This window comes from Micromonospora sp. NPDC047670 (genome assembly GCF_043204915.1).
Classification (GTDB): domain Bacteria; phylum Actinomycetota; class Actinomycetes; order Mycobacteriales; family Micromonosporaceae; genus Micromonospora.
On the sequence record NZ_JBIDDA010000004.1, the window covers coordinates 193,663 to 215,083 of the forward strand.

Here is a 21,421-nt window from a genome sequence, read left to right on the forward strand (position 1 = left end):
GGTGGGGCTGCCCTTCTGCTTCTAGTCTTTAATTTTTTCCCGCCCTCCTTTTGCCCCTTTTGGTGTTTTTGTGTGGTTTGGGGGGGGGGGGGGGGGGGGCGGGGGGCGCCCCCCCCCCCCACCGCTCACCTCAGACCTCTTCGACCGAGCTCGGCTCGCGCCGGGACAGGTCGATGCCCAGCTCCTCCGCGGCCCGGAACACCTCGTCGTCGGTCTCGCGCATCTCCAGGGCCACACCGTCGCTGGAGAGCACCTCGACGTTGAGGCACAGCGACTGCAGCTCCTTGAGCAGCACCTTGAACGACTCGGGGATGCCCGGCTCGGGGATGTTCTCGCCCTTGACGATCGCCTCGTAGACCTTGACCCGGCCCAGGACGTCGTCGGACTTGATCGTCAACAGCTCCTGCAGGGCGTACGCGGCGCCGTACGCCTGCATCGCCCAGCACTCCATCTCACCGAAGCGCTGGCCACCGAACTGCGCCTTACCACCCAGCGGCTGCTGGGTGATCATCGAGTACGGGCCGGTCGACCGGGCGTGGATCTTGTCGTCGACCAGGTGGTTGAGCTTCAGGATGTAGATGTAGCCGACCGCGATCGGGTCCGGCAGCGGCTCACCGGAGCGGCCGTCGAACAGCTGCGCCTTGCCGCTGGAGCCGATCAGCTGCTTGCCGTCCCGGTTGGGCAGGGTCGACGCCAGCAGGCCGGAGATCTCCTCCTCGCGGGCGCCGTCGAAGACCGGCGTGGCCACGTTGGTGTCCGGCTCGGACTCGTGCGCCTCGATCGAGCGGAGCTGACGCTTCCACTCGGCGTCGTCGCCCTCGACCTTCCAACCGGTCTTGGCCACCCAGCCGAGGTGCGTCTCCAACACCTGGCCGATGTTCATCCGGCTCGGCACACCCAGCGGGTTGAGCACGATGTCGACAGGCGTGCCGTCCTCCAGGAACGGCATGTCCTCGACCGGCAGGATCTTGGAGATGACGCCCTTGTTGCCGTGCCGGCCGGCGAGCTTGTCACCGTCCTGGATCTTCCGCTTCTGGGCGACGTAGACCCGGACCAACTCGTTGACGCCCGGCGGCAGCTCGTCGCCTTCCTCCCGGGAGAAGGTACGCACGCCGATGACCGTGCCGGTCTCGCCGTGCGGAACCTTCAGCGAGGTGTCGCGGACCTCGCGCGCCTTCTCACCGAAGATCGCGCGGAGCAGCCGCTCCTCCGGGGTCAGCTCGGTCTCGCCCTTGGGCGTGACCTTGCCGACCAGGATGTCACCGGGAACGACCTCGGCACCGATCCGGATGATGCCGCGCTCGTCGAGGTCGGCGAGCATCTCCTCGCTGACGTTCGGGATGTCGCGGGTGATCTCCTCCGGGCCCAGCTTGGTGTCCCGGGCGTCGACCTCGTGCTCCTCGATGTGGATCGAGGTGAGCACGTCCTGCTGCACGAGGCGCTGCGACAGGATGATCGCGTCCTCGTAGTTGTGGCCCTCCCAGCACATGAACGCCACGAGCAGGTTGCGCCCGAGCGCCATCTCGCCCTCGTCGGTGCAGGGACCGTCGGCGATGACCTGGCCGGCCTCGACGCGGTCGCCCTCGAAGACGACCGGCTTCTGGTTGACGCAGGAGCCGGCGTTGGAGCGGCGGAACTTGTGCAGCAGGTACGTGCGGCGGTGGCCGTCGTCCTGGTGGATGGTGATGTAGTCGGCGCAGAGGTCCTCGATGACGCCACCGACCTCGGCGACGACCACGTCACCGGCGTCGACCGCGGCACGGTACTCCATGCCGGTGCCGACCAGCGGGGACTCGGCCTTGACCAGCGGCACCGCCTGGCGCTGCATGTTCGCGCCCATCAGCGCCCGGTTGGCGTCGTCGTGCTCGAGGAACGGGATCATCGCGGTCGCGACCGAGGTCATCTGCCGCGGCGACACGTCCATGTAGTCCACGGCCGCCGGCGGGACGTCCTCGGTCTCGCCGCCCTTACGGCGGACCAGGACGCGGTCCTCGGCGAACGTGCCGTCGGCCTTCAGCGGCGCGTTGGCCTGCGCCTTGACGAACCGGTCCTCCTCGTCCGCGGTCAGGTAGTCGATCTGGTCGGTGACCCGACCGTCGACGACCTTCCGGTACGGCGTCTCGATGAAGCCGAACGGGTTGACCCGGGCGAAGGTGGACAGCGCGCCGATCAGGCCGATGTTCGGGCCTTCCGGCGTCTCGATCGGGCACATCCGGCCGTAGTGGGACGGGTGCACGTCGCGGACCTCGAAGCCGGCCCGCTCCCGGGACAGACCGCCCGGGCCGAGCGCGCTCAGCCGGCGCCGGTGGGTCAGGCCCGCCAGCGGGTTGGTCTGGTCCATGAACTGGGACAGCTGCGAGGTGCCGAAGAACTCCTTGATCGCCGCCACCACCGGGCGGATGTTGATCAGGGTCTGCGGCGTGATCGCCTCGACATCCTGGGTGGTCATCCGCTCGCGGACGACGCGCTCCATCCGGGACAGACCGACCCGGACCTGGTTCTGGATCAGCTCGCCCACGGTACGCAGGCGCCGGTTGCCGAAGTGGTCGATGTCGTCGGCCTCGTAGCCCTCCTCACCGGCGTGCAGCCGGCAGAGGTATTCCACGGTGGCGACGATGTCGTCCTCGGTCAGCGTGCCGGTGGTGATCGGCACGTCCAGCTCGAGCTTCTTGTTGAACTTGTAACGACCGACCTTGGCGACGTCGTACCGCTTCGGGTTGAAGAAGAGGTTGTCGAGCAGGGTCTGGGCGTTCTCGCGGGTCGGCGGCTCGCCAGGGCGGAGCTTCCGGTAGATGTCGAGGAGCGCCTCGTCCTGGCCGGCGATGTGGTCCTTCTCGAGCGTGGTCATCATCAGCTCGGACCAGCCGAACCGCTCGCGGATGCGCTCGGCCGACCAACCGATGGCCTTGAGCAGCACCGTGACGGCCTGCCGGCGCTTGCGGTCGATGCGAACGCCGACCGTCTCGCGCTTGTCGATGTCGAACTCCAGCCAGGCACCCCGACTCGGGATGACCTTGACGCTGGAGAGGTCGCGGTCGGAGGTCTTGTCCGGCTGCTTGTCGAAGTAGACGCCCGGGGACCGGACGAGCTGGCTGACCACGACGCGCTCGGTGCCGTTGATGATGAAGGTGCCCTTCGGCGTCATCATCGGGAAGTCACCCATGAACACCGTCTGGCTCTTGATCTCGCCGGTGGTGTTGTTGGTGAACTCCGCGGTCACGAACAGCGGGGCGCAGTAGGTCAGGTCCTTCTCCTTGCACTCCTCGATCGAGGCCTTGACCTCGTCGAAGCGCGGAGCCGAGAAGGAGAGCGACATGGTGCCGGAGAAGTCCTCAATGGGACTGATCTCGTCGAGGATCTCCGCGAGACCCGAGCGTGCGTGCGGGTCGTCCGCCGACCGGCCCTGCCAAGCCTCGTTGCCGACGAGCCAGTCGAAGGACTCGTTCTGGATGGCGAGGAGGTTGGGGACCTCGAGGTGTTCGGTGATCCTGCCGAATGAAACTCGGCGGGGAGCGAATGCGCTCGACGTACGACTGGTCTTCGCAGGGCGGGAAGCTGCCAAGATGCGTCCTTCCGAGGACCGGTGCTGCAGAACGGCTGGTACGCGTGCACTCCAATGACCCCACCAGAAATATCCACAAACGGACATTTCCGAGCAGGGGTCAAGTCGGAAGGCAGCGCAAACTAGCAGTGTAGCCGAGAGGCTAACCGCTGTCCAGCCCACCCCACAGGTCGTCACGGAACGTGCCTCGGGACCCTCGAACCGGGTCTCACCGGGCCGCTCGGAACGCGACATTCCTGCCGGGCCGCTCGGGTGTCGCGGCGGATGGTGCTGCCGCTGCCATTACCCAAGTGGTGGCCGTTGCAAGCGCGGAAGGTCTTGCTGGTGTCAGCGTGCCTGTCATCCCAGGGCCGCGTCAAGGGCCGGCATCCGGGTCGCCCCGTCTTTCCCACCCACGGGCTGACGCCGCGCACCGCGCACTCGCCGACACCGGACGCGGACGCCCTGCTCACCGCCCTGCCGCCGGGGCCACCAAGACGGCGGGCGGCGATCCGCTGTCGGATCACCGCCCGCCGTGACGCGGTGTGCCCCGGCTCACGTGAGCCGGACGCGCGCCTGGTCGACCTCAGGTCACTTGAGGGTGACCTTGGCGCCCTCACCCTCGAGCTTGGCCTTGGCCTTGTCGGCGGTCTCCTTGTTGGCCTTCTCCAGGACGGCCTTCGGAGCGGCCTCGACCAGGTCCTTGGCCTCCTTGAGGCCCAGGCCGGTCAGCTCGCGCACGACCTTGATGACCTGGATCTTCTTGCCGCCGTCAGCCTCGAGGATGACGTCGAACTCGTCCTTCTCCGGCTCGGCCTCGGCGGCGGCCGGGGCAGCGCCACCGGCGGCGGCAACGGCGACCGGAGCCGCGGCGGTGACCTCGAAGGTCTCCTCGAACTGCTTCACGAACTCGGAGAGCTCGATCAGCGTCATCTCCTTGAACGCGTCGAGCAGCTCGTCGGTGCTGAGCTTCGCCATGTCTGGCGTCCTTTCCTGAATCTGTTAGGTAAGAACTGGGTGCGCCGCGGGGCCTCAGGCCGCCTCGGCGCCCTCCTTCTCGCGCTTGTCCGCCAGAGCGGCCGCCGCACGGGCGGCCTTGGAGAGCGGAGCCTGGAACAGGGCCGCGGCCTTGCTCAGGTTGCCCTTCATCGCGCCGGCCAGCTTGGCCAGCAGCACCTCACGGGACTCCAGGTCGGCGAGCTTCGTGACCTCGGCCGCGGAAATGGCCTTGCCCTCGAAGACACCGCCCTTGATGACGAGCTTCGGGTTGGCCTTCGCGAAGTCGCGAAGCCCCTTCGCCGCCTCGACGACGTCGCCCGAAACGAAAGTCAGCGCGGTAGGACCGGTGAACATCTCGTCGAGACCGGAGATGCCAGCGTCGGACGCGGCACGCTTCGCGAGCGTGTTCTTCGCGACCGTGTAGCTGGTCTCCTGGCCGAGCGAGCGTCGCAGCTGGGTGAGCTGGGAAACCGTCAGACCGCGGTACTCGGTCAGCACCGTGGCGCCCGCGTTGCGGAAGCTCTCGGTCAGCTCAGCGACGGCCGTGGCCTTGTCGGCCCGGATCGGCTTGTCCGCCATGTCCCTCCTCTCTCGTTGCTCGAGGCTGGTCACCGTCGTCGGCCGGAGCTTTCGACGGGAGCGGAGGCATCACGAGAACGAGAAAGCCCCGGCGCAGGGCGCACGGGGCGAGGGCCGGAACAAAGGCACAGTCGGCGGACCGTGCTCAGCACCGATTTTCGCTTACCGCCCTGCGCGGGTCGCCCGTCGTCGCGGGACCTTCGACCGTGCCGGGGCACGGTGACCAGCGGTCTCTGGGTGGAACTTCGCGGCCAAGGTTACGCGAGGAGTGCCCCGACCACCAAATCGCCGTTGGTAAGCCGGGTCACGCCTCCGGGACCGGTGGCCGCACCGCGGCCAGGACCGGTGGCGTCCCGGTGGTCAGGGTCGATGGCGGCGTCGCCAGAGGTAGGCCGCGGCGGCGGCCGCGCTCCAGGCCGCGGCCCAGACGGTCAGCAGCGCGACGGTCGACGCGGCCAGGTCCCCGGCGGCGGCCCGCGCGGTCGCCATCACCGGCGGCGCCAGCCACGGCGCCACCGACCCGCTCAGGCCGAGGACGACCGCGCCGACCCCGCCGAGCGCGAGCACCGCGACGCCGTAGCCGGCGCTGCCCGCCGAGGCGCGGCTGGCCAGCGCCCCGAGCGCCACTGCCGCCGGTACGGCCAGCAGGTGCGCCCACAGCCCCACGGCGATGCCGAGGGGCACCGAGCGGTCGCCCGGCTCCACCGGGCCGGTGACCCCGCCGACCAGCCAGGGGAAGACCAGCGCGACGGCCACCGTGCCCAGGCCGGCGGCGGCAGCGGCGAGCAGGCCGGCGAGCCGCTCCCGGCGCGCCCCGACCAGCGCCTGGGCGAGCCGGCGCTGCACGTCCGGCTCGACGTCCAGCAGCACCTTGGTCTGCCAGGCCAGCACCGGGAAGAGCACCACCGCCGAGACGCCGTACGCCTCCCCCGGCTGGGCCCGGCCGCCGCCGTAGAGGACGCCGAGGGCCACCAGGCCGGCGAGCAGCGGCGCCAGCGCCCGTCCCGTACGCAGGAACCCGGCCAGCCGCAGCCGGAGCAGCGCGGTCACCGCGCTCCCCCGGGCACCGGACCGCCCGGCTCCGCCGCGCCGACCTCGACGGTCCCCGCCGGCATCTGCTCGGCGGCCGCTGGGGGCGCCTCGGGGCGTACGCGAAGGATGTGATGCCCCTCGGCGCGCAACCGCGCGACGGTGCCGGCGACCCGCGCGGCCGGCACGGCGACCTCGACCACCGCCATCGCCTCGTCGGTCGGCGGCGAGCCCTCGGTGACGGTGCCGTCGGCCACCGTCCAGCGCCGGGCGCCGGGCAGCCGGGCGATCTCGCCGCGGTGGTCGCTGACCAGCACCGACCCGCCTGCGGCCAGCACCTCGTCGATCACCGCGGGCACCAGTTCCCGGGTGGCGGCGTCGAGGCCCTCCCAGGGCTCGTCGAGCACCAGCAGGCCGGGGGGACGCAGCATCGCCTGGGCCAGGCCGACCTTCTGGGCGGTGCCCTTGGACAGCTCCGGCAGCCGGACCCGGCGGAACCGGGTCAGGCCCAGCCGGTCGGTCCAGTGGTCGACCGCCCGACCGGTCGCCACCGGATCGAGGCCGGCGACGCGCCCCATGGCGGTCAGGTAACGCTCGACGGTGAAGGGCTGGTCGGCCGGGAAGCGCTCCGGGACCCACCCGACGTGGCGGGGCCGGTCGGTCACCCGCCCCCGGCTCGGCCGCAGCACCCCGGCCGCCACCTGGAGCAGCGTCGACTTGCCCACGCCGTTGCGGCCGAGCACGACCACGACCTCACCGGGGCCGACCCGCGCATCGGTTGCCCGCAGCACCCACGGCCCGCGCCGTCGGTACCGCAGCCAGACGTCTTCCAGCCGCACCGGCCGAGCATGCCACAACGGAAAGGGAACGGGGCGCCGCCACAGTGTGGCGACGCCCCGTCACGGGTGCGGTTGCTCAGCCCTCGGCCGAGCCCTCCTGCAGGTTCTTCACCAGGTTCGGGTCGACCGGAACGCCCGGGCCCATGGTGGTGGTGAGGGTGACCTTCTTGAGGTACTTGCCCTTCGCGGCGGACGGCTTGGCCCGCAGGACCTCGTCGAGGACCGCCGCGTAGTTGTCGATCAGCTGGGTCTCGGAGAACGAGGCCTTGCCGATGATGAGGTGCAGGTTGGAGTGCTTGTCCACCCGGAAGGTGATCTTACCGCCCTTGATGTCCGCGACGGCCTTGGTGACGTCCATGGTCACCGTGCCGGTCTTCGGGTTCGGCATGAGACCGCGCGGGCCCAGGATCCGCGCGATCCGGCCGATCTTGGCCATCTGGTCCGGCGTGGCGATCGCCGCGTCGAAGTCGAGCCAACCGCCCTGGATCCGGGCGACCAGCTCGTCGGTGCCCACCTCGTCCGCACCGGCGGCGGCGGCCTCCTCGGCCTTCGCGCCGGCGGCGAAGACGATCACGCGGGCGGTCTTACCGGTGCCGTGCGGCAGGTTGACCGTGCCGCGGACCATCTGGTCCGCCTTGCGGGGGTCGACGCCGAGGCGCATCGCGACCTCGACCGTGGCGTCGAACTTGACGTTGGTGGTCTCCTTGGCCAGCTTCACGGCCTCGGCGGGGGTGTAGAGCTTGGACCGGTCGATGACCTCGGCGGCCTTGCGGTAGCTCTTGCTGCGCTGCATGTTCCTGTAACTCCTGTGGTCTATGGCGGGCCGCGGTCCCCCGCGCGCCCTCCCACGAACTGGATCTGGCGGTGACCGGGGGTCAGTCGGTGACGTTGAGGCCCATCGACCGGGCGGTGCCGGCGATGATCTTCTCAGCCTGGTCGATGTCGTTGGCGTTGAGGTCGGCCATCTTCTTCTCGGCGATCTCGCGCACCTGGGCGCGGGTGACCGAACCGACCTTCTCCTTGTGCGGGACGCCCGAGCCCTTCTGCACGCCGGCGGCCTTGATCAGCAGCCGGGCGGCGGGCGGGGTCTTCAGCACGAACGTGAAGCTGCGGTCCTCGTAGACGCTGATCTCGGCCGGGACGATGTCGCCCCGCTGGGACTCGGTCTGCGCGTTGTAGGACTTGCAGAACTCCATGATGTTCACGCCGTGCTGGCCGAGCGCGGGGCCGACCGGCGGCGCCGGGGTGGCCTGGCCCGCCGGCAGCTGAAGCGTGAACGTCTTGACGAGCTTCTTCTTCGGAGGCATGTCTCTTCCTGGGGCTTGAAACTGGGAAAGGTGCCGGCCGCGGGCGCGCACGGTCAGCGCGATGCGACAGCGGCGACGTTCTAGGGTAGCGCAGCGTCCCGCCGCCCCTCCCGCCGAGGTCGAGCGGGCGATCGGAACGGGTACGCCGGCGGCGGGCTGCTGCCCACCGCCGGCGACCGTACGTCAGATCTTGGTGACCTGGTTGAAGTTGAGCTCCACGGGCGTCTCGCGGCCGAAGATCGACACGAGCACCTTGAGCTTCTGCTGGTCGGCGTTGATCTCGCTGATCGTCGCCGGCAGCGAGGCGAAGGCGCCGTCGGTGACCGTGACCGAGTCGCCGACCTCGAAGTCGAGGACCTTGATCTCGGGCTTGGCCTTCTTCTGCTCGGTCTCGACGGCCGGCGCCAGCCACTTCAGCACCTCGTCGAGGGAGAGCGGGGCCGGCCGGTCGGCCCGGTCGGTCGCGCCGACGAAGCCCGTCACGCCCGGCGTGTTGCGCACGCAGGAGTAGGACTCCGCGGTCAGCTCCATCCGGACCAGGATGTAGCCCGGGAAGACCTTGGCCTGGACCTGCGACCGCTTCCCGTTCTTGACCTCGACCTCTTCCCGGGTCGGCACCTCGACCTGGTAGATGTAGTCCTCCATGTCGAGGCTCGTGATCCGGGTCTCGAGGTTGGTCTTGACCTTGTTCTCGTAGCCGGCGTACGAGTGCACCACGTACCAGTCGCCCGGTGCGTAGCGCAGCTTCTGCCGCAGCTCGGCGACCGGGTCGTAGTCCTCGTCCGGGGCGGGCTCGGTGGTGGGGAACTCCGGCTCGCTGGCGGCCTCGACCGACTCGTCACCAGCCGCCGTCGCCACCGTGGACTGCTCGTCCGTGGTCTCGGCGGTCTCGTCGTACTCAGGCACGCTCGCTCACTTCCGTCACTATCGGCTCAGTCGGCCGGTCAGCTGGGGTTGCCGAAGACCCACAGCACGCCCTTCGCGAAGGCGAAGTCAAGGCCGGCCACGATCGTCAGCATCACCGCGACGAACGCGACCACCACGGCCGTGTAGGTCAGCAGCTCCTTGCGGGTCGGCCAGATGACCTTACGCAGCTCGGCCACGACCTCGCGGATGAATCGGGCGATGCGGCCGAACAGGCCCACGCGGTCGGTGTCCGCCTTGGTCTTCGGCCGGCTGTCGGCCGACTCGGCCTTCGCCCGCGACCGCGTCGCGGTGCCGCCGCGGGAGACCGGCTCCTCGGCGTCGGTGGCGTCGTCGTCGGCCACGTCGTCGACGATCTCGTCGTTCAGACGATCGTCGCCGGCGTCCTCGCCGCGCCGCTTCTTGTCGGCCACTTCGCCCTCCGTCGCGGGATGTCGGGTCACACGCCGTCGGCGTGCGCAGCGCTTGGTCACGCCGGCCGGACCAACCGTCCCGCGACGGGCCGCGGCCGGCGGATCGACCGGACGGCCCGAATGCCTCGGAACCACCCCGCCGATGCCACCACCACGGGCCGGACGCCGCCCTGCGGCGGCGCGACCCACGGGAACGGTCAGGCCTGAGGCGCAGGGGTGACAGGACTTGAACCTGCAGCCTGCGGTTTTGGAGACCGCTGCTCTGCCAATTGAGCTACACCCCTGTGCGGCAACGCTCGCCCCGCCCGGTCACAGGACCGCGCAGGGGTCACTTGCCCCACGGCGGACCAGTGTACGGGTAGTCCCGCGACTTTCCCAACCGGTCTGCCCATCGCGCGTCGCGAACCCGGTCAGCCGGCCGTCCGGACGGTCGCCCGGGCCTGCGAGAGCACCTTCTCGCCGTGGCAGGTCGCGGTCACGTCGAGCCTGGTCAGGCCCTCCTCGGTGATCTCGCGGATCACCGCCGTGACCGCGATCTCGGTGCCCTCGTCGTCGTCGGGCACGACCACCGGCCGGGTGAAGCGGACGTTGTAGTCGACGACCGCGTCGGGCCTGCCGGCCCACTCCGTCAGCGCGCGGCCCACCAGCGCCATGGTGAACATGCCGTGGGCGATCACGCCCGGCAGACCCACCTTGGTCGCGAACCGGTCGCTCCAGTGGATCGGGTTGAAGTCTCCCGAGGCGCCGGCGTAGCGGACCAGGTCCGCGCGCGTCACCCGGAACGTCTTGGCTGGCAGCTCCATCTCAGCCCTCCCCGCGTACGACAAGCTTCGACCAGACGGTCACCACCGGCTCCCCGGCCGGCGTGGCGACCTCCGTGCGGGTGGTCAGGAAGTCGTGCCCGCCACGGCTGCTGACGTCCTCGACGACGCAGACGCAGACCAGCTCGTCCCCCGCCACCACCGGGCGGGTGTAGGCGAAGCGCTGGTCGCCGTGGACGACCCGGCTGTAGTCGACGCCCAGGGCCGGGTCGTCGATGATCTGCTGACTGGCGGCCATGCTGACCACCACGGGGAAGGTCGGTGGGGCGACCACGTCCGGGTGGCCGAGCGCGCGGGCGGCCTCCGGGTCGTGGTGGGCCGGGTCGGCGGCGCCGATCGCCGTCGCGAACTCACGGATCTTTTCTCGGCCCACCTGGTAGGGGGCGGTCGGCGGATACGTCCGGCCGACGAAGGACGGGTCCAGGGACATGCCGCGAACCTACACGCAAAAAACAATCGCCGATCCGTGCGGGCGGCGGCGGCCGGAGCCGCGCCGTCCGTGCGGATCGGCGATCGGGAAGTGCCAGGGACCGGGCCGGCGGAGCCGGCCGTGGGTCAGCGGGTCTCGCGGTGGACCGTGTGCTTGCCGTCCCGCGGGCAGAACTTCTTCAGCTCGATGCGGTCCGGGTCGTTACGACGGTTCTTGCGCGTGATGTAGTTGCGCTCCTTGCACTCCACACACGCCAAAGTGATCTTCGGCCGGACATCGGTCGCCTTCGCCACGGCGGAGTGCCTTCCTCGCTACGGGTAACAACTACAGCGCGTCAGCCTACGCGCTGACGACGCGGACATGCAAAGTGGGCGCCTGTGGCGCCCATCCCACCGGCCGCCGGGACCGGCCCGGTGGACGAGAGTAGCGGTGGCCGGACTTGAACCGGCGACACAGCGATTATGAGCCGCTTGCTCTACCATCTGAGCTACACCGCCGTGGCGGGTCCAGCCGGACCCTCTGAGCCCCCTTACGGAATCGAACCGTAGACCTTCTCCTTACCATGGAGACGCTCTGCCGACTGAGCTAAGGGGGCCTGCGCGATCTCCCCGGGGGGTGACGCGCAGGGGATACATTACACGGCCCCGCGGCGGAGATGAAATCGGATCCCCCACTGCCGTGTTCCCGCAGGTCAGGGCACGACCCGCAGCCTGGGCAGCTCCCCGGCGGAGATCGTCTCCGGATCCACCTGGGCGCCGAACCACGCCTCCAGCCGCTCGTACGGCAGCGGCCGGCTGAACAGGAAGCCCTGGCCGATCTCGCAGCCGATGTCCTGGAGCAGCTCCAGGGTCAGCTCGCTCTCCACGCCCTCGGCGACCACGGCCAGGCCGAACTGCTGGGAGAGGGTGACCACCGCGTTCACGATCGCCAGATCGCCCGGGTCCGTCGCCATGCCCTGCACGAAGGAGCGGTCGACCTTCACCTCGTGCACGGGCAGCCGGCGCAGGTGGGCCAGGGAGGAATCCCCGGTGCCGAAGTCGTCGACCGACAGCCGTACGCCGAGGTCCCGCAGCCGCCGCAGGGTCGGGATGGGCCGGTCGGTGCCGTCCAGCACCCCGGCCTCCTTGATCTCGAGCGTGAGCCGCTGCGGCGGCACGTCGTACTCGTCGAGCAGCTCCTGCACGCGGGCCGGGAAGTGCTGGTCGGTGAGCGTACGGGCGGAGAGGTTGACCGCGACGGCGAGCGGCTGGCCGGCGTGCGACCAGTCCCGGCTGCGCCGCAGCCCCTCGCGGAGCACGAACTCGGTGAACCGGGCGAGCTGGCCGGTGTGCTCGGCCACCGCGACGAAGTCCTCCGGGGCGACCGACCCGTGGGCCGGGTGCTCCCAGCGGGCCAGGCACTCCACGCCGACGAGCCGGCGGTCCCGCAGCGTCACCTTCGGCTGGAAGTAGACCTCCAGCTCGCCGTCGTCCAGCGCCCGCCGCAGGTCCCCGGCGAGCCCGAGCCGCCGCAGCGACCGGGACTCCAGCGCCGGGTTGAACAGCTGCACGCTGCCCGGCACGGACTTGGCCGCCGTCGCCGCCAGGTCCACCCGTTGCAGCAGGGAGGCGGCGTCGCTGCCGTGATCCGGGTGTACGGCGACACCGACCGCCGTGTCCACGTCCAGGGTGAGCGCGTCGAAGACCATCTCGTCGCGGATCTGCTCGCGCAGCTGCGCGGCCAGTTCCACCGCCGCCTCGGCGCTCTCCAGCCGCAGCGTGACGAGGAACTCGTCCCCGCCGGCCCGGCCGACCAGGGCCGACGACGGGGCGCAGGCGCGCAGCCGGTCGGCGACCTCGACCAGAACCTTGTCGCCGGCGGCGTGCCCGAGCGACTCGTTGACCTGACGCAGCCGGTCGACGTCGAAGAGGAGCAGCGCCACCACCTCGCCGGGCGCCCGGATCTTGACGGCCTCGTCCAGCGCGCCGCTGATCCGCCGCCGGTTGGGCAGCTTGGTCAGCGTGTCGTGGTACGCGTCGTGCCGCAGCCGGTCGACCAGCCGGGAATTCTCCAGCGCCACCGCCGCGTGCGCCGCCACCGTCTCGAACAGGGGCACGTCGGTGCGGACGAAGTAGTTGCTGTCGCCCAGGCGGTTGGCCACCTCCAGCGTGCCGATGACCGCCTGACCGGACCGCAGCGGGATGACGATCACGTCCTTGACGCGCTGCGCCGAGAGCGCCGCACGCAGGTCGCCGTCGGTCGTCATGCCCCGCCCCACGGCCACCGTACGGCCCTGGTCCCGGGCGCGTTCCCGCAGCGCGGGCGGGGTCTTGGCGAAGTCGAGCAGACCCGGGTCGTCGTTGCGCGCGGTCAGCAGCACCTCGGGATGCCGCCCCTGGGCGGGCAGCCAGAGCGTGGCGTACTCCGCCTGCATCAGGGCCCGCACGCGCCCGAGGAGGGCGTCGGGCAGGGTGCCGTACTGGCCGCTCTCGCTGACCGCGCGGCTCAGCTCGTACATGTCGGTGAGGGTGCGGTGCTGCCGGAAGAACTGCGCGTAGGCCCGGTAGACGAGGGCCAGTGCCGCGACCAGGACCGCCAGGAGCAGCAGCGACCACCAGGTGACGGCGATCAGGATCAGGACGATCATCCCGCAGACGATGTTGATCGCCGCGGCCAGGAGCCCGGGCACGGACTTCCGGAACACCTCGCGGCCGGCCTGCCAGCCCTGCAACAGCGTGTGCACGCCGGCGATCGCGGTGAGACTCACCAGGATGACCATGCTCGCCGCTGCGATCATGGTGAACCAGGTGGCGGGACCGACGTCGTCCAGCGGCGGGAACGCCTGGAGCACCAGCACGGCCAGCGACGAACCCGCGGCGGCCCGGGCGACGTTGAACCAGAACTTGGTGGCGCCGAAGCGGTGCCGGACGTGGGTGATGACCGCCGCGAGCGTGTAGATCGTGACGACGGTGAGCGGTCGGACGAGGAAGAACGCCAGGACGAGCGGAATCTCGTTGAGCGTCATGCCGATCGACTGACGCCGGACCGTGAAGTTCAGCACCGGCATGCCGGCAGCCACCATGGCCACCAGCAGCAGCGCCGCCAGTGGCCATTCCCCGAAGGGCTCCGGAGCGACCAGGCCGACCACCGTCGCGCAGACGACGGCGAGCAGCGCCAGCGGCCCGGTGATCAGCCAGGCGTACTCCGTCGAGCGGGGACCGGTGCGGCCTCGACCCGCCATGCCGCTCCCCTCACCGGCCGCGCCGGCTCACATCATCGAAGTCGTGGAACGTCAGCGCGCAGGCATGTTCCAGATGAAGTCCATCGTCTGCGCGTCCCCGAGGTCCCAGACGTCGCCGACGAAGACGCCGCCCGCGAGCGCGCCGAGTGCGAGAAACGAGCCAAGCAGCCGGCCCAGCCTTCGACCAGACATGTTTGCTCCTGTCGAGAAAGTGTCACGAGGATGGTGGAGGTTCCACGATCGTGCCACAAGGCAGGTACCCAGAAAAGCGGTGCGCGTACCGCCGACCCGAGCGTCGGTGACGTTCCGCCGTTCGGACCACCACCCTCGTCGCACCGGGCCAGATCACGCGCCTGCGGCGGCCACCGACCACTTCGCACAGTGCCGAATACGACCTTCGACGCATACCGCTCGGCAGCCTGATGTCGGGGATGTGTCGCCCCGTACGGCCACCGTCCATCGGCCGCCCGGGGAGCCGCGCCCGCCGGTCGGGACACGCGCCCGGGCATCGACCACCATACCCGGTCTTGGCCGACGCGCCAGTGCCGCGACGCCATGCGTCCGATCGGCGGAGGGCACCCCGGCCAGATCGGCGATCCGGACAAATCAATGCGCGACGCGGACGGGGTGAGGCGTCCCCGTCGCCCGGCGACGGGCAGGCGGCGAGCCCGGACCCGGGCGCCCTGGTACGAAGCGGCGCGATCGCGGTGGCTGCACGTTCGTAGGCTGAGCCCGTGACGGGGGACGCCGGCGGACACGACGGAACGACCGACCACGTCGCGGCGGGCGCGCGGACCGGCGCCGTGGAGGATCGGGCCGGCACGCCGGCCGGGGCGCGCCGCGAGGTGTCCTACCCCTCCGTGGCGGCGGCGGGATGCGGGGTGCTGGCCGCCGTGGTCGTCGCCGCGGGGTGGAGCGGCCTGCTGCTGGTGGTCGGCGGGCGCGTCGTGCCCGGGTGGGCGCTGGGGGGCGCCCTGCTCGTCGCCTCGTTGACGCTCGGGCTGTTCCGGCGCCGCGTACGCGAACCGGCGCCCGGGCCGCGCGGCGCGGGCCGCGGGCCCCGGTGGGCGCTGACGCTGTTGACCGTCGGGACGGCGCTGGCCGGCGCGCTCGGCGCGCTGAACGACCTCTCCGCGACCTACCACGTCCTGACGCCGGACGGCCCCGGCGACTGCCGGGCCGTCGCACGGGAGACGTCGTTCCTCTTCGCGGGCAGCGGTGCGGTGTACGAGGTGGGCCCCGTGGGGATCGGCCGACGGGTGGGCTCGTGGACCGCCGACGACGGCTACCGCCCCATCGCCTCCGGCACCTACGAGCTGACGTGGGGCACCGACGGCGGCGTGCTGAACGTCAGCGGTCGCGGCGGCGACCCCGTGTGGCCGGCGCTGCACGAGCTCGACTGCGGCTGAGCCCGCTTCTTCAGCGGAGACCGGGTTACCGCGCCTCGGGGGGCTCGATCAGCTTGTGCAGCAGGACGTTGAGCTGGCCCCGCTCCTCCTTCGTCAGCCGTTGCAGCAGTTCGTCCTGAGCCGCGTTGACGACGGCGTCGAGCTCGAACAGCGCCTCGGCGCCCGCTGGGGTGATCTCGACCACGTTGCGACGCGCGTCCGCCGGATCGGGAAGGCGCCGGGCGAGCCCATCACGCTCCATGTCGTTGAGCGCCGAAACGGCGTCGCCGCGATCGACCCCCAGCCTCCGGCAGAGTTCGGCCTGGCTGAGCGACCCGTACTGGTCGAGCCCGGCGAGGAGGGCGTACCGCATCCGAAAGCCCGGCCGGCCGGCATGCGCCGCGACCAGTCGGTTCGCGTGCGAGCTGGCATGGTGCAGCAGCCAGGACGTCAACCACCGCAACCGCTCCGGCGGAAGGACGTCCTGGTTCGGCGGGGGTTCGTGCACCGGGCCAGCCTAACAGATTCGTTGGACATCCAACGAAGTAGCGATTACCGTTGGAGGCCCAACGATCCCGTTGGGGGCGACATGGCGGCGCGCGTACCGGCGGCTGCGCCACGTCGTCACTGGAAGGAGTTACCCATGACCCGCATTGCCATCATCATCGGCAGCACTCGCCCGGGCAGAAAAGGCGAGGCAGTCGCCGAATGGGTGCACAAGATCGCGTCCCAACGCGACGACGCCACGTTCGACATCGTCGATCTGGCCCACTACGAACTGCCGCACCTCGACGAGCCGGTGCCGGCCGCCCTGGGCTCGGACTACGTCGGGGCGCACACGAGGCGGTGGGCGGAGACGATCGCCTCGTATGACGGCTACGTCTTCGTAACCCCCGAGTACAACCACGCCGTCACCGGCGTGCTCAAGAACGCGATCGACTACCTGTACCACGAGTGGCGGAACAAGTCCGCGGGCTTCGTCGGATACGGCCTGCTGGGCGCGACAAGGGCAGTCGAACAGTTGCGGTTGGTGATGGGCGAGCTGCACGTCGCGGACGTACGTGACCAGATCGCCTTGTCGGTGTTCACCGATTTCGTGAACGGAACCGACCTCGCGCCGGGGGACCATCACGAACCGGTCCTACAGCGCATGCTCGACCAGGTCATCGCGTGGGCCAACGCCCTCGCCCCACTGCGTGAGGTGCACCGATGACCGACGTGGCTCACCGGTACGTGCAGGCCGGCGCCATCCGGATGCACATCGCCGAAGCGGGTTCGGGCCCGCTGGTGATCCTGCTCCACGGCTTTCCGGAGTCCTGGTACTCCTGGCGTCACCAGTTGGTCGCGCTGGCCGCCGCGGGGTACCACGCCGTCGCCCCCGACCAGCGGGGATATGGCCGGACAGACCGTCCGGACGCGGTCGAGGACTACACGATCCTCCACACCGTCGGTGACGTCATCGGCCTGATCGACGCACTCGGCGAGGAGCAGGCGGTCGTCGCCGGTCACGACTGGGGCGCGGGAGTCGCCTGGCACAGTGCGTTGATGCGGCCAGACCGGATCCGCGCTGTGATCGGGTTGGGTGCGCCGCAAGGGCCCCGGCCGACCACGTCTCCCCTGGCCACCATGCGCGAGAACGCAGGCGAGAACTTCTACATCGCCTACCTGCAGCGGCCAGGAGTCGCCGACCAGGAACTCCAGCGGGACCCCCGCACGACGATCCGCCGGGCACTGTACGGCGCGTCCGGTGAGGGATACCCGTGGCATCCAGTCGTCCCGGAGGGCGGCGGGCTGCTGGACACCTGGAGCGAGCCCGAGCAGCTCCCCGGCTGGCTGTCCGAGGAAGACCTCGACATCTACGCCGCGGAGTTCGAACGCACCGGCTTCACCAGTGCGCTGAACTGGTTCCGCAACCTGGACCGGAACTGGGCGCTCACCGCACCCTGGCACAACGCCGCAGTGCAGCCCCCGGCCCTCTACCTCACCGGCGACAGGGACACCGCCTCGGCGCTGCCAGGCGGCAAGGAACTGATCGCCGGCACCTCGACGGTGGTGCCGAACCTGCGAAAGGCGATCGTGCTGCCGGGCTGCGGCCACTGGACACAGCAGGAACGTCCCGCAGAGGTCAACGAGGCGCTCATCTCCTTTCTCAGATCCCTGTGACAGCACGGGCACCCCGGAAGAGTGCCCGCCGAACACGCAAACACCGGAGTGAAGATGTCTGACCGCCCCAACGCTTACCACTCGCCCGCCGACGAGGCCGATGTCAAACAGCTCGAGGAGCTCATCGCCGGACTCGAGGACGGTTTCAACCGCAAGGACGCGGCGACCCTCGATGGCCGTTTCACCGCCGACGCCGTCCTGATCGTGCCCGATGGCACGGTGTTGCGGGGATGGACCGAACTCTACGAGTACCACACCGGGCGGCTGGCCGGTGCCGTCAGTGACTGGTCCACCCGATTCTCCGTTCTGAGCGTGAGCCAGTTGAGCCCCGAGGTGGCCGTCGTCCACGTGAAGCAGGACACGACAACTCCCGACCGGAGCTTCAGCAACCACGGCACGGTCGTGACGGTCAAGATGGACGGAGAATGGTGGATCAGTGCCATGCAGAACACCAACGTACTGGCATGACGGCCGAATAGTTGGTCGCCTGACTTCGCGAATCCTCGTCGGGCGTGACGCCGGGCCCTCAACGGGACAGGCCATCCGGAAGCGGTGACGCCGGCGAGCTTGTGTCGCTCAGCGAGGTCGCCATTCCACCTCGGTTCAGATGGCCGGCACGGTCCTGCGGCACCGGGTCCGACGGTGCCGAAGCGCTGGCCGCTCGACCTGAGGAGGGTCGGCGGGACGCACTCCCGCTGACCCTCCTCAGGCCGCTCGCAACGGTCCGCCGAGTTGCCGGCGTGGTGGGGTGCCCGTCCGGACGACCTGCGCCCGGGAGCCTGGACGGCCTGGCGACTGTCTGACGGACAGATCCGTTCCCATCGCTCACCCCGTAGCCCGCTGCTGGGTGACGTTTCAGCGCTGGCTGGCACACTCCGGCGCATGAGTTACGACTTGGCGGTGTGGGAAGGTGACAGGCCCGCTGACAACGCCGCCGCGCTGACCACCTTCAGAGCGCTCTACGAGAGGTACGTCGGTAACGGCCGGATCCCGCCGACGCCGCGTATCCGAGCCTACGTCGAAGCCCTGCTTGAGCGGTGGATCGACCTCACTGAGGACGACGACGATGAGCGAAGCCCGTGGTCGACGGGGCCATTGATCAAGGAGGCATCGGGGTCGTTCGCCTACTTCCCGATGGTGTACAGCCGCTGTGACGAAGTGTCGGCCGGTGCCGCACGAGTTGCCGCTGAGCAGGGCCTTGTCTGCTTCGACCCGCAGCTAGGCCTACTCCGGCCTGCTCCTGAGGAACTGTAGGCCGTTTCATGAGCCACGGTTGGGGACCAGGGCTTGGCTGTACAGCAAGCCTGCCTGCGAGCGTCGACGCTGCCCGACAATGACGGACGGGCTGACCAGGGGCACGGTCACCTGACCAGCCATCCGCGATCTTCTTCTAGACCCCAGGCTGCTCCGGCCGCTGGAAGGGCCGCATCTGCCCAATGAGGAGGTTGGCTAGAGGGAGTACACCCGCGCTACACGTCGGACGCATCAAGCTTGAAGATGATCTTCCCCTTCACCCAGGTCGCCGTCACGCTTGGCTCGGGGCTCGTTCCGGCGCACCGCACCCCAATCCGAGCCCCGGTCAGGATCCCTGCGGCGACTCACCGGAGGGCTTGGTCTTACCCCTGGGGCCGTTGCGACCTGATTGGAAAGGTCCTCGCCCGTTCGCGCCCGGTCGAGGAAGGCCGCCACCTCGGCATCCCGGCCGTTGACCGCTCGGGCGTAGTGCCGGGTCGTGACGCTGGCGTTGGAGTGTCCGAGCCGGCGCGCGGCGACCAGGACGCCGTGTGAGTCAGCTACCCAACTGCCGTGCGTCGCCCGAAGGTCGTGCGGGATTAGGTCGGTCAGGCCAGCCCGCTCGACCGCCCGGTCGAATCGGTACTTCCAGCCGTTGCAGCTCTGCGGCCGGTCGGCGGTCCGTTGCTGTCGGCCGGGGAAGAGGAAGGCGTTCGGGTTCTCGGGCAGCTCGGCGAGGTGCTGTCGGAGCCGGTCGACCACGAAGGCCGGTAGGGCGAGTTCCCGGCGCTGGTGACTCTTCGGAGTGTCAATCACCGGGCCGCTGGGGATCTGGGCGACCGACTCAGCAACGGTCATGCGGCCATCTGCCACATCGACATGCCGGCGCCGCAAGCAGAGCGCTTCCCCGATCCGCAGCCCGCCGTAGGCGAGGACCAGGACCAGGAGATCATCCGGCGGGGAGAACTCAGCAACGAGATGGTCGAGCACTCAACGAAGTGCCCACACCCGCACCGACGCATCGTTTCGCCCCACGGTGATGGCAACTGACCGCCCGTCCAGCTCAGTGAACTGGACGCCGAGCGCGCCGCCGCCCTCGTGCGCGGCGACCGGACCACCCAACGCGTGGCCTCGTTCCAGGTCCCACGCACGCATCGTGCTGGTGAAGCCCGGGTCGGGGTAGTCGGCGTAGGTGCAAGTAACCGCGATCGGGGGGCCATCCGCGGCGCCGACGGCCACCATGATGTCGGTTTCCTCTCCGAGCCGTTCGTTCCCGGTGAACGGCTCACCCCACTCGCCGCGGTCGATGTCGACCGGGACAACGCTGCCGAATGCTCCGGCGGCGAGCACGAGAGAACGACCCTCCACGTTCGCCAGAGCGAATGATGTCAGACTTTCCTCGCCGTCCTCGGTTTCCAGCTCGGCGTCGAACTTCACGAAGGGTAAACCTTCGTCGAGATCCCACACCCCGTTGCAACCGTAGTCACCGTCATAGGCCACCAGTACCGGCCGGCCATCGAGCACCCCTGGCGCTGTGCTGCGGTCATACCTGACGTTGTGTTCCTCGGCGGGATGCCCATCGCCGCTGGCGGTGGCGTCCCACACGTGTACGGCCTCGTCCGCGGGCGAGGTGAGGAACAGTGACCGGCCGGGGAGTTCCAGCGTGCCGACCGTGTCCACATTGAAGTAGTGGATGTCCGCGAAGGCGCGGACCGCACCACTGTCCAGATCCCACTGCACGAACCGCTGCCTGTTCGAGCCTCCGCCAACCACAATCCGCCCGTCAACGACCAGGGCCCCCAGCGCCGACAGTGTGGCAGGGCCGTCCGGTCCGTACCCCGGCGGCCACGGTGGGCTGTCAAGGCGGTGCACCGCCCACCGGTCCCGCAGCGGATCCCAGGTGCACGCCCCATCGGGATGGGTGCCTACCAGCAGTGGACCTCTGCTGGTGGTGACGAGGTCAAAGTCCGCAAGGCGGCCGAAGGGTATCTCGGCGGTCTGGACGAGGGCGAGTTCCGGCATGGCCGGCAAGCCTACCGGAGGTGCAGCCAAGATAGGCGCCAAAGCGGCCACGATTCGATCCTGAACGAACCTTTCTTGAAGATCGCTAATACGGCAACACGGGTTTGTCATGTAGATGCTAAGCGACGTCCCGTAACCCCGGCATCTGTCCGCTGAGGTGACAGAGATTGCGCTCGGCTCGTCGATCGGATCCAGCTCGTGACCAGGTGGACCGTAACGCCACGCTGGTACTTCATCGCACGAGGAAGGATGGCTGATCAGATGCTCCGACCGCAGCGCCGGTCGGATTGATCCGGTAAGGGCGTTGTTGACATCGCTACCCCCTCGGCTCGGGCTTCTGACTGGGAGCGGCACCATGATCGTCTGTTCCCGCTATGTTCCCGTGGATAGCCACAGAACGCCGGATCGGGCTGGACTTCGCTGGACTCCGCTGGACTGAACGAGAGCGGCCCCGGAGTGCGTTTCCGCAGCTCACGGGGCCGTTCGTGCTCCTGGTGGCGGGTAGAGGATTCG

22 protein-coding genes and 3 tRNA genes are annotated in these 21,421 nt (G+C 69.7%); 5 read left to right on the plus strand and 20 right to left on the minus strand.

The window, feature by feature from the left end; genetic code table 11:
- Window positions 1-130 precede the first annotated feature (130 nt).
- The 17 genes from ACGF7U_RS12025 to ACGF7U_RS12105 all read right to left on the minus strand — a co-directional run bounded on the left by ACGF7U_RS12025 (window position 131) and on the right by ACGF7U_RS12105 (window position 14,294).
- Complete coding sequence (locus ACGF7U_RS12025; protein ID WP_393105620.1) at window positions 131-3,562, minus strand: DNA-directed RNA polymerase subunit beta; 3,432 nt, start codon at window positions 3,560-3,562, stop codon at window positions 131-133.
- 570 nt (window positions 3,563-4,132) lie between these two features.
- On the minus strand, window positions 4,133-4,519 hold the full coding sequence (gene rplL, locus ACGF7U_RS12030) for a 50S ribosomal protein L7/L12 (RefSeq protein ID WP_393105622.1): 387 nt from the start codon (window positions 4,517-4,519) through the stop codon (window positions 4,133-4,135).
- Window positions 4,520-4,573: 54 nt separating this feature from the next.
- The gene (gene rplJ / locus ACGF7U_RS12035; RefSeq protein ID WP_393105624.1) at window positions 4,574-5,119 is read right to left on the minus strand and encodes a 50S ribosomal protein L10; all 546 of its coding nucleotides are present in this window, start codon (window positions 5,117-5,119) and stop codon (window positions 4,574-4,576) included.
- A gap of 360 nt (window positions 5,120-5,479) precedes the next feature.
- Window positions 5,480-6,169, minus strand: a complete 690-nt coding sequence (locus ACGF7U_RS12040; protein WP_393105626.1) for a hypothetical protein — start codon at window positions 6,167-6,169, stop codon at window positions 5,480-5,482.
- Window positions 6,166-6,987, minus strand: coding sequence for an ATP-binding cassette domain-containing protein (locus ACGF7U_RS12045; RefSeq protein ID WP_393105628.1), 822 nt, complete (start codon window positions 6,985-6,987; stop codon window positions 6,166-6,168). The genes ACGF7U_RS12040 and ACGF7U_RS12045 overlap by 4 nt, the downstream gene beginning before the upstream one ends.
- Window positions 6,988-7,063: 76 nt before the next feature.
- The gene (gene rplA, locus ACGF7U_RS12050; RefSeq protein WP_393105630.1) at window positions 7,064-7,780 is read right to left on the minus strand and encodes a 50S ribosomal protein L1; all 717 of its coding nucleotides are present in this window, start codon (window positions 7,778-7,780) and stop codon (window positions 7,064-7,066) included.
- Between the two features lie 82 nt (window positions 7,781-7,862).
- Window positions 7,863-8,294: a 50S ribosomal protein L11 gene (gene rplK, locus ACGF7U_RS12055; RefSeq protein WP_350681614.1), complete on the minus strand. Its 432-nt coding sequence runs from the start codon at window positions 8,292-8,294 to the stop codon at window positions 7,863-7,865.
- Between the two features lie 183 nt (window positions 8,295-8,477).
- Window positions 8,478-9,200 carry a transcription termination/antitermination protein NusG gene (gene nusG / locus ACGF7U_RS12060; RefSeq protein WP_393105632.1) on the minus strand — a complete coding sequence of 241 codons (723 nt, stop codon included), beginning with the start codon at window positions 9,198-9,200 and terminating at the stop codon, window positions 8,478-8,480.
- Between the two features lie 38 nt (window positions 9,201-9,238).
- Entirely contained in the window at window positions 9,239-9,631 is a 393-nt protein-coding gene (secE, locus tag ACGF7U_RS12065) for a preprotein translocase subunit SecE (RefSeq protein WP_393105634.1), read from the minus strand.
- A gap of 211 nt (window positions 9,632-9,842) precedes the next feature.
- Window positions 9,843-9,915 (minus strand) — tRNA-Trp (locus ACGF7U_RS12070).
- A 126-nt stretch (window positions 9,916-10,041) separates the two neighbouring features.
- The gene (locus ACGF7U_RS12075; protein ID WP_393105636.1) at window positions 10,042-10,434 is read right to left on the minus strand and encodes a MaoC family dehydratase; all 393 of its coding nucleotides are present in this window, start codon (window positions 10,432-10,434) and stop codon (window positions 10,042-10,044) included.
- A gap of 1 nt (window position 10,435) precedes the next feature.
- Window positions 10,436-10,882, minus strand: coding sequence for a MaoC family dehydratase N-terminal domain-containing protein (locus ACGF7U_RS12080; RefSeq protein ID WP_393105638.1), 447 nt, complete (start codon window positions 10,880-10,882; stop codon window positions 10,436-10,438).
- Window positions 10,883-11,007: 125 nt separating this feature from the next.
- Window positions 11,008-11,175 carry a 50S ribosomal protein L33 gene (rpmG, locus tag ACGF7U_RS12085; protein ID WP_013288652.1) on the minus strand — a complete coding sequence of 56 codons (168 nt, stop codon included), beginning with the start codon at window positions 11,173-11,175 and terminating at the stop codon, window positions 11,008-11,010.
- 131 nt (window positions 11,176-11,306) lie between these two features.
- A tRNA-Met gene (locus ACGF7U_RS12090) sits at window positions 11,307-11,379 on the minus strand.
- A gap of 25 nt (window positions 11,380-11,404) precedes the next feature.
- Window positions 11,405-11,477, minus strand: a tRNA-Thr gene (locus ACGF7U_RS12095).
- Between the two features lie 96 nt (window positions 11,478-11,573).
- Window positions 11,574-14,102 (minus strand): putative bifunctional diguanylate cyclase/phosphodiesterase, encoded by a 2,529-nt coding sequence (locus tag ACGF7U_RS12100; protein WP_393105640.1) that lies wholly within the window; start codon window positions 14,100-14,102, stop codon window positions 11,574-11,576.
- A 51-nt stretch (window positions 14,103-14,153) separates the two neighbouring features.
- Entirely contained in the window at window positions 14,154-14,294 is a 141-nt protein-coding gene (locus ACGF7U_RS12105; RefSeq protein WP_393105642.1) for a hypothetical protein, read from the minus strand.
- Window positions 14,295-14,836: 542 nt separating this feature from the next.
- Here ACGF7U_RS12105 and ACGF7U_RS12110 point away from each other — a divergent pair.
- The gene (locus ACGF7U_RS12110) at window positions 14,837-15,511 is read left to right on the plus strand and encodes a hypothetical protein (RefSeq protein ID WP_393105644.1); all 675 of its coding nucleotides are present in this window, start codon (window positions 14,837-14,839) and stop codon (window positions 15,509-15,511) included.
- A 25-nt stretch (window positions 15,512-15,536) separates the two neighbouring features.
- Here the strand turns inward: ACGF7U_RS12110 and ACGF7U_RS12115 are convergent, their stop codons facing one another.
- The gene (locus ACGF7U_RS12115) at window positions 15,537-15,998 is read right to left on the minus strand and encodes a MarR family winged helix-turn-helix transcriptional regulator (RefSeq protein ID WP_393105646.1); all 462 of its coding nucleotides are present in this window, start codon (window positions 15,996-15,998) and stop codon (window positions 15,537-15,539) included.
- A 135-nt stretch (window positions 15,999-16,133) separates the two neighbouring features.
- Between ACGF7U_RS12115 and ACGF7U_RS12120 the strand changes: the two genes are divergently transcribed.
- The 4 genes from ACGF7U_RS12120 to ACGF7U_RS12135 all read left to right on the plus strand — a co-directional run bounded on the left by ACGF7U_RS12120 (window position 16,134) and on the right by ACGF7U_RS12135 (window position 18,907).
- Window positions 16,134-16,703 (plus strand): NADPH-dependent FMN reductase, encoded by a 570-nt coding sequence (locus tag ACGF7U_RS12120; RefSeq protein WP_393105648.1) that lies wholly within the window; start codon window positions 16,134-16,136, stop codon window positions 16,701-16,703.
- On the plus strand, window positions 16,700-17,653 hold the full coding sequence (locus ACGF7U_RS12125; RefSeq protein ID WP_393105650.1) for an alpha/beta fold hydrolase: 954 nt from the start codon (window positions 16,700-16,702) through the stop codon (window positions 17,651-17,653). Before ACGF7U_RS12120 ends, ACGF7U_RS12125 begins: the two co-directional genes overlap by 4 nt.
- A 54-nt stretch (window positions 17,654-17,707) precedes the next feature.
- On the plus strand, window positions 17,708-18,121 hold the full coding sequence (locus tag ACGF7U_RS12130; RefSeq protein WP_393105652.1) for a YybH family protein: 414 nt from the start codon (window positions 17,708-17,710) through the stop codon (window positions 18,119-18,121).
- Between the two features lie 414 nt (window positions 18,122-18,535).
- On the plus strand, window positions 18,536-18,907 hold the full coding sequence (locus ACGF7U_RS12135) for a hypothetical protein (protein ID WP_393105654.1): 372 nt from the start codon (window positions 18,536-18,538) through the stop codon (window positions 18,905-18,907).
- A 231-nt stretch (window positions 18,908-19,138) separates the two neighbouring features.
- Here ACGF7U_RS12135 and ACGF7U_RS12140 read toward each other — a convergent pair whose 3' ends face one another.
- Both ACGF7U_RS12140 and ACGF7U_RS12145 read right to left on the minus strand, forming a co-directional pair.
- Entirely contained in the window at window positions 19,139-19,876 is a 738-nt protein-coding gene (locus tag ACGF7U_RS12140; protein ID WP_393105656.1) for a site-specific integrase, read from the minus strand.
- The gene (locus tag ACGF7U_RS12145) at window positions 19,877-20,908 is read right to left on the minus strand and encodes a hypothetical protein (protein WP_393105658.1); all 1,032 of its coding nucleotides are present in this window, start codon (window positions 20,906-20,908) and stop codon (window positions 19,877-19,879) included.
- Window positions 20,909-21,421: the final 513 nt, after the last annotated feature.

Bases quoted from the DNA above. Each gene is read 5' to 3' on its own strand.
- rplL (WP_393105622.1), bottom strand. From the start codon at position 4,519: ATGGCGAAGCTCAGCACCGACGAGCTGCTCGACGCGTTCAAGGAGATG.
- rplJ (WP_393105624.1), bottom strand. From the start codon at position 5,119: ATGGCGGACAAGCCGATCCGGGCCGACAAGGCCACGGCCGTCGCTGAG.
- rplA (WP_393105630.1), bottom strand. From the start codon at position 7,780: ATGCAGCGCAGCAAGAGCTACCGCAAGGCCGCCGAGGTCATCGACCGG.
- rplK (WP_350681614.1), bottom strand. From the start codon at position 8,294: ATGCCTCCGAAGAAGAAGCTCGTCAAGACGTTCACGCTTCAGCTGCCG.
- ACGF7U_RS12075 (WP_393105636.1), bottom strand. From the start codon at position 10,434: ATGGAGCTGCCAGCCAAGACGTTCCGGGTGACGCGCGCGGACCTGGTC.
- ACGF7U_RS12080 (WP_393105638.1), bottom strand. From the start codon at position 10,882: ATGTCCCTGGACCCGTCCTTCGTCGGCCGGACGTATCCGCCGACCGCC.
- ACGF7U_RS12100 (WP_393105640.1), bottom strand. From the start codon at position 14,102: ATGGCGGGTCGAGGCCGCACCGGTCCCCGCTCGACGGAGTACGCCTGG.
- ACGF7U_RS12105 (WP_393105642.1), bottom strand. From the start codon at position 14,294: ATGTCTGGTCGAAGGCTGGGCCGGCTGCTTGGCTCGTTTCTCGCACTC.
- ACGF7U_RS12120 (WP_393105648.1), top strand. From the start codon at position 16,134: ATGACCCGCATTGCCATCATCATCGGCAGCACTCGCCCGGGCAGAAAA.
- ACGF7U_RS12125 (WP_393105650.1), top strand. From the start codon at position 16,700: ATGACCGACGTGGCTCACCGGTACGTGCAGGCCGGCGCCATCCGGATG.
- ACGF7U_RS12130 (WP_393105652.1), top strand. From the start codon at position 17,708: ATGTCTGACCGCCCCAACGCTTACCACTCGCCCGCCGACGAGGCCGAT.
- ACGF7U_RS12135 (WP_393105654.1), top strand. From the start codon at position 18,536: ATGAGTTACGACTTGGCGGTGTGGGAAGGTGACAGGCCCGCTGACAAC.
- ACGF7U_RS12145 (WP_393105658.1), bottom strand. From the start codon at position 20,908: ATGCCGGAACTCGCCCTCGTCCAGACCGCCGAGATACCCTTCGGCCGC.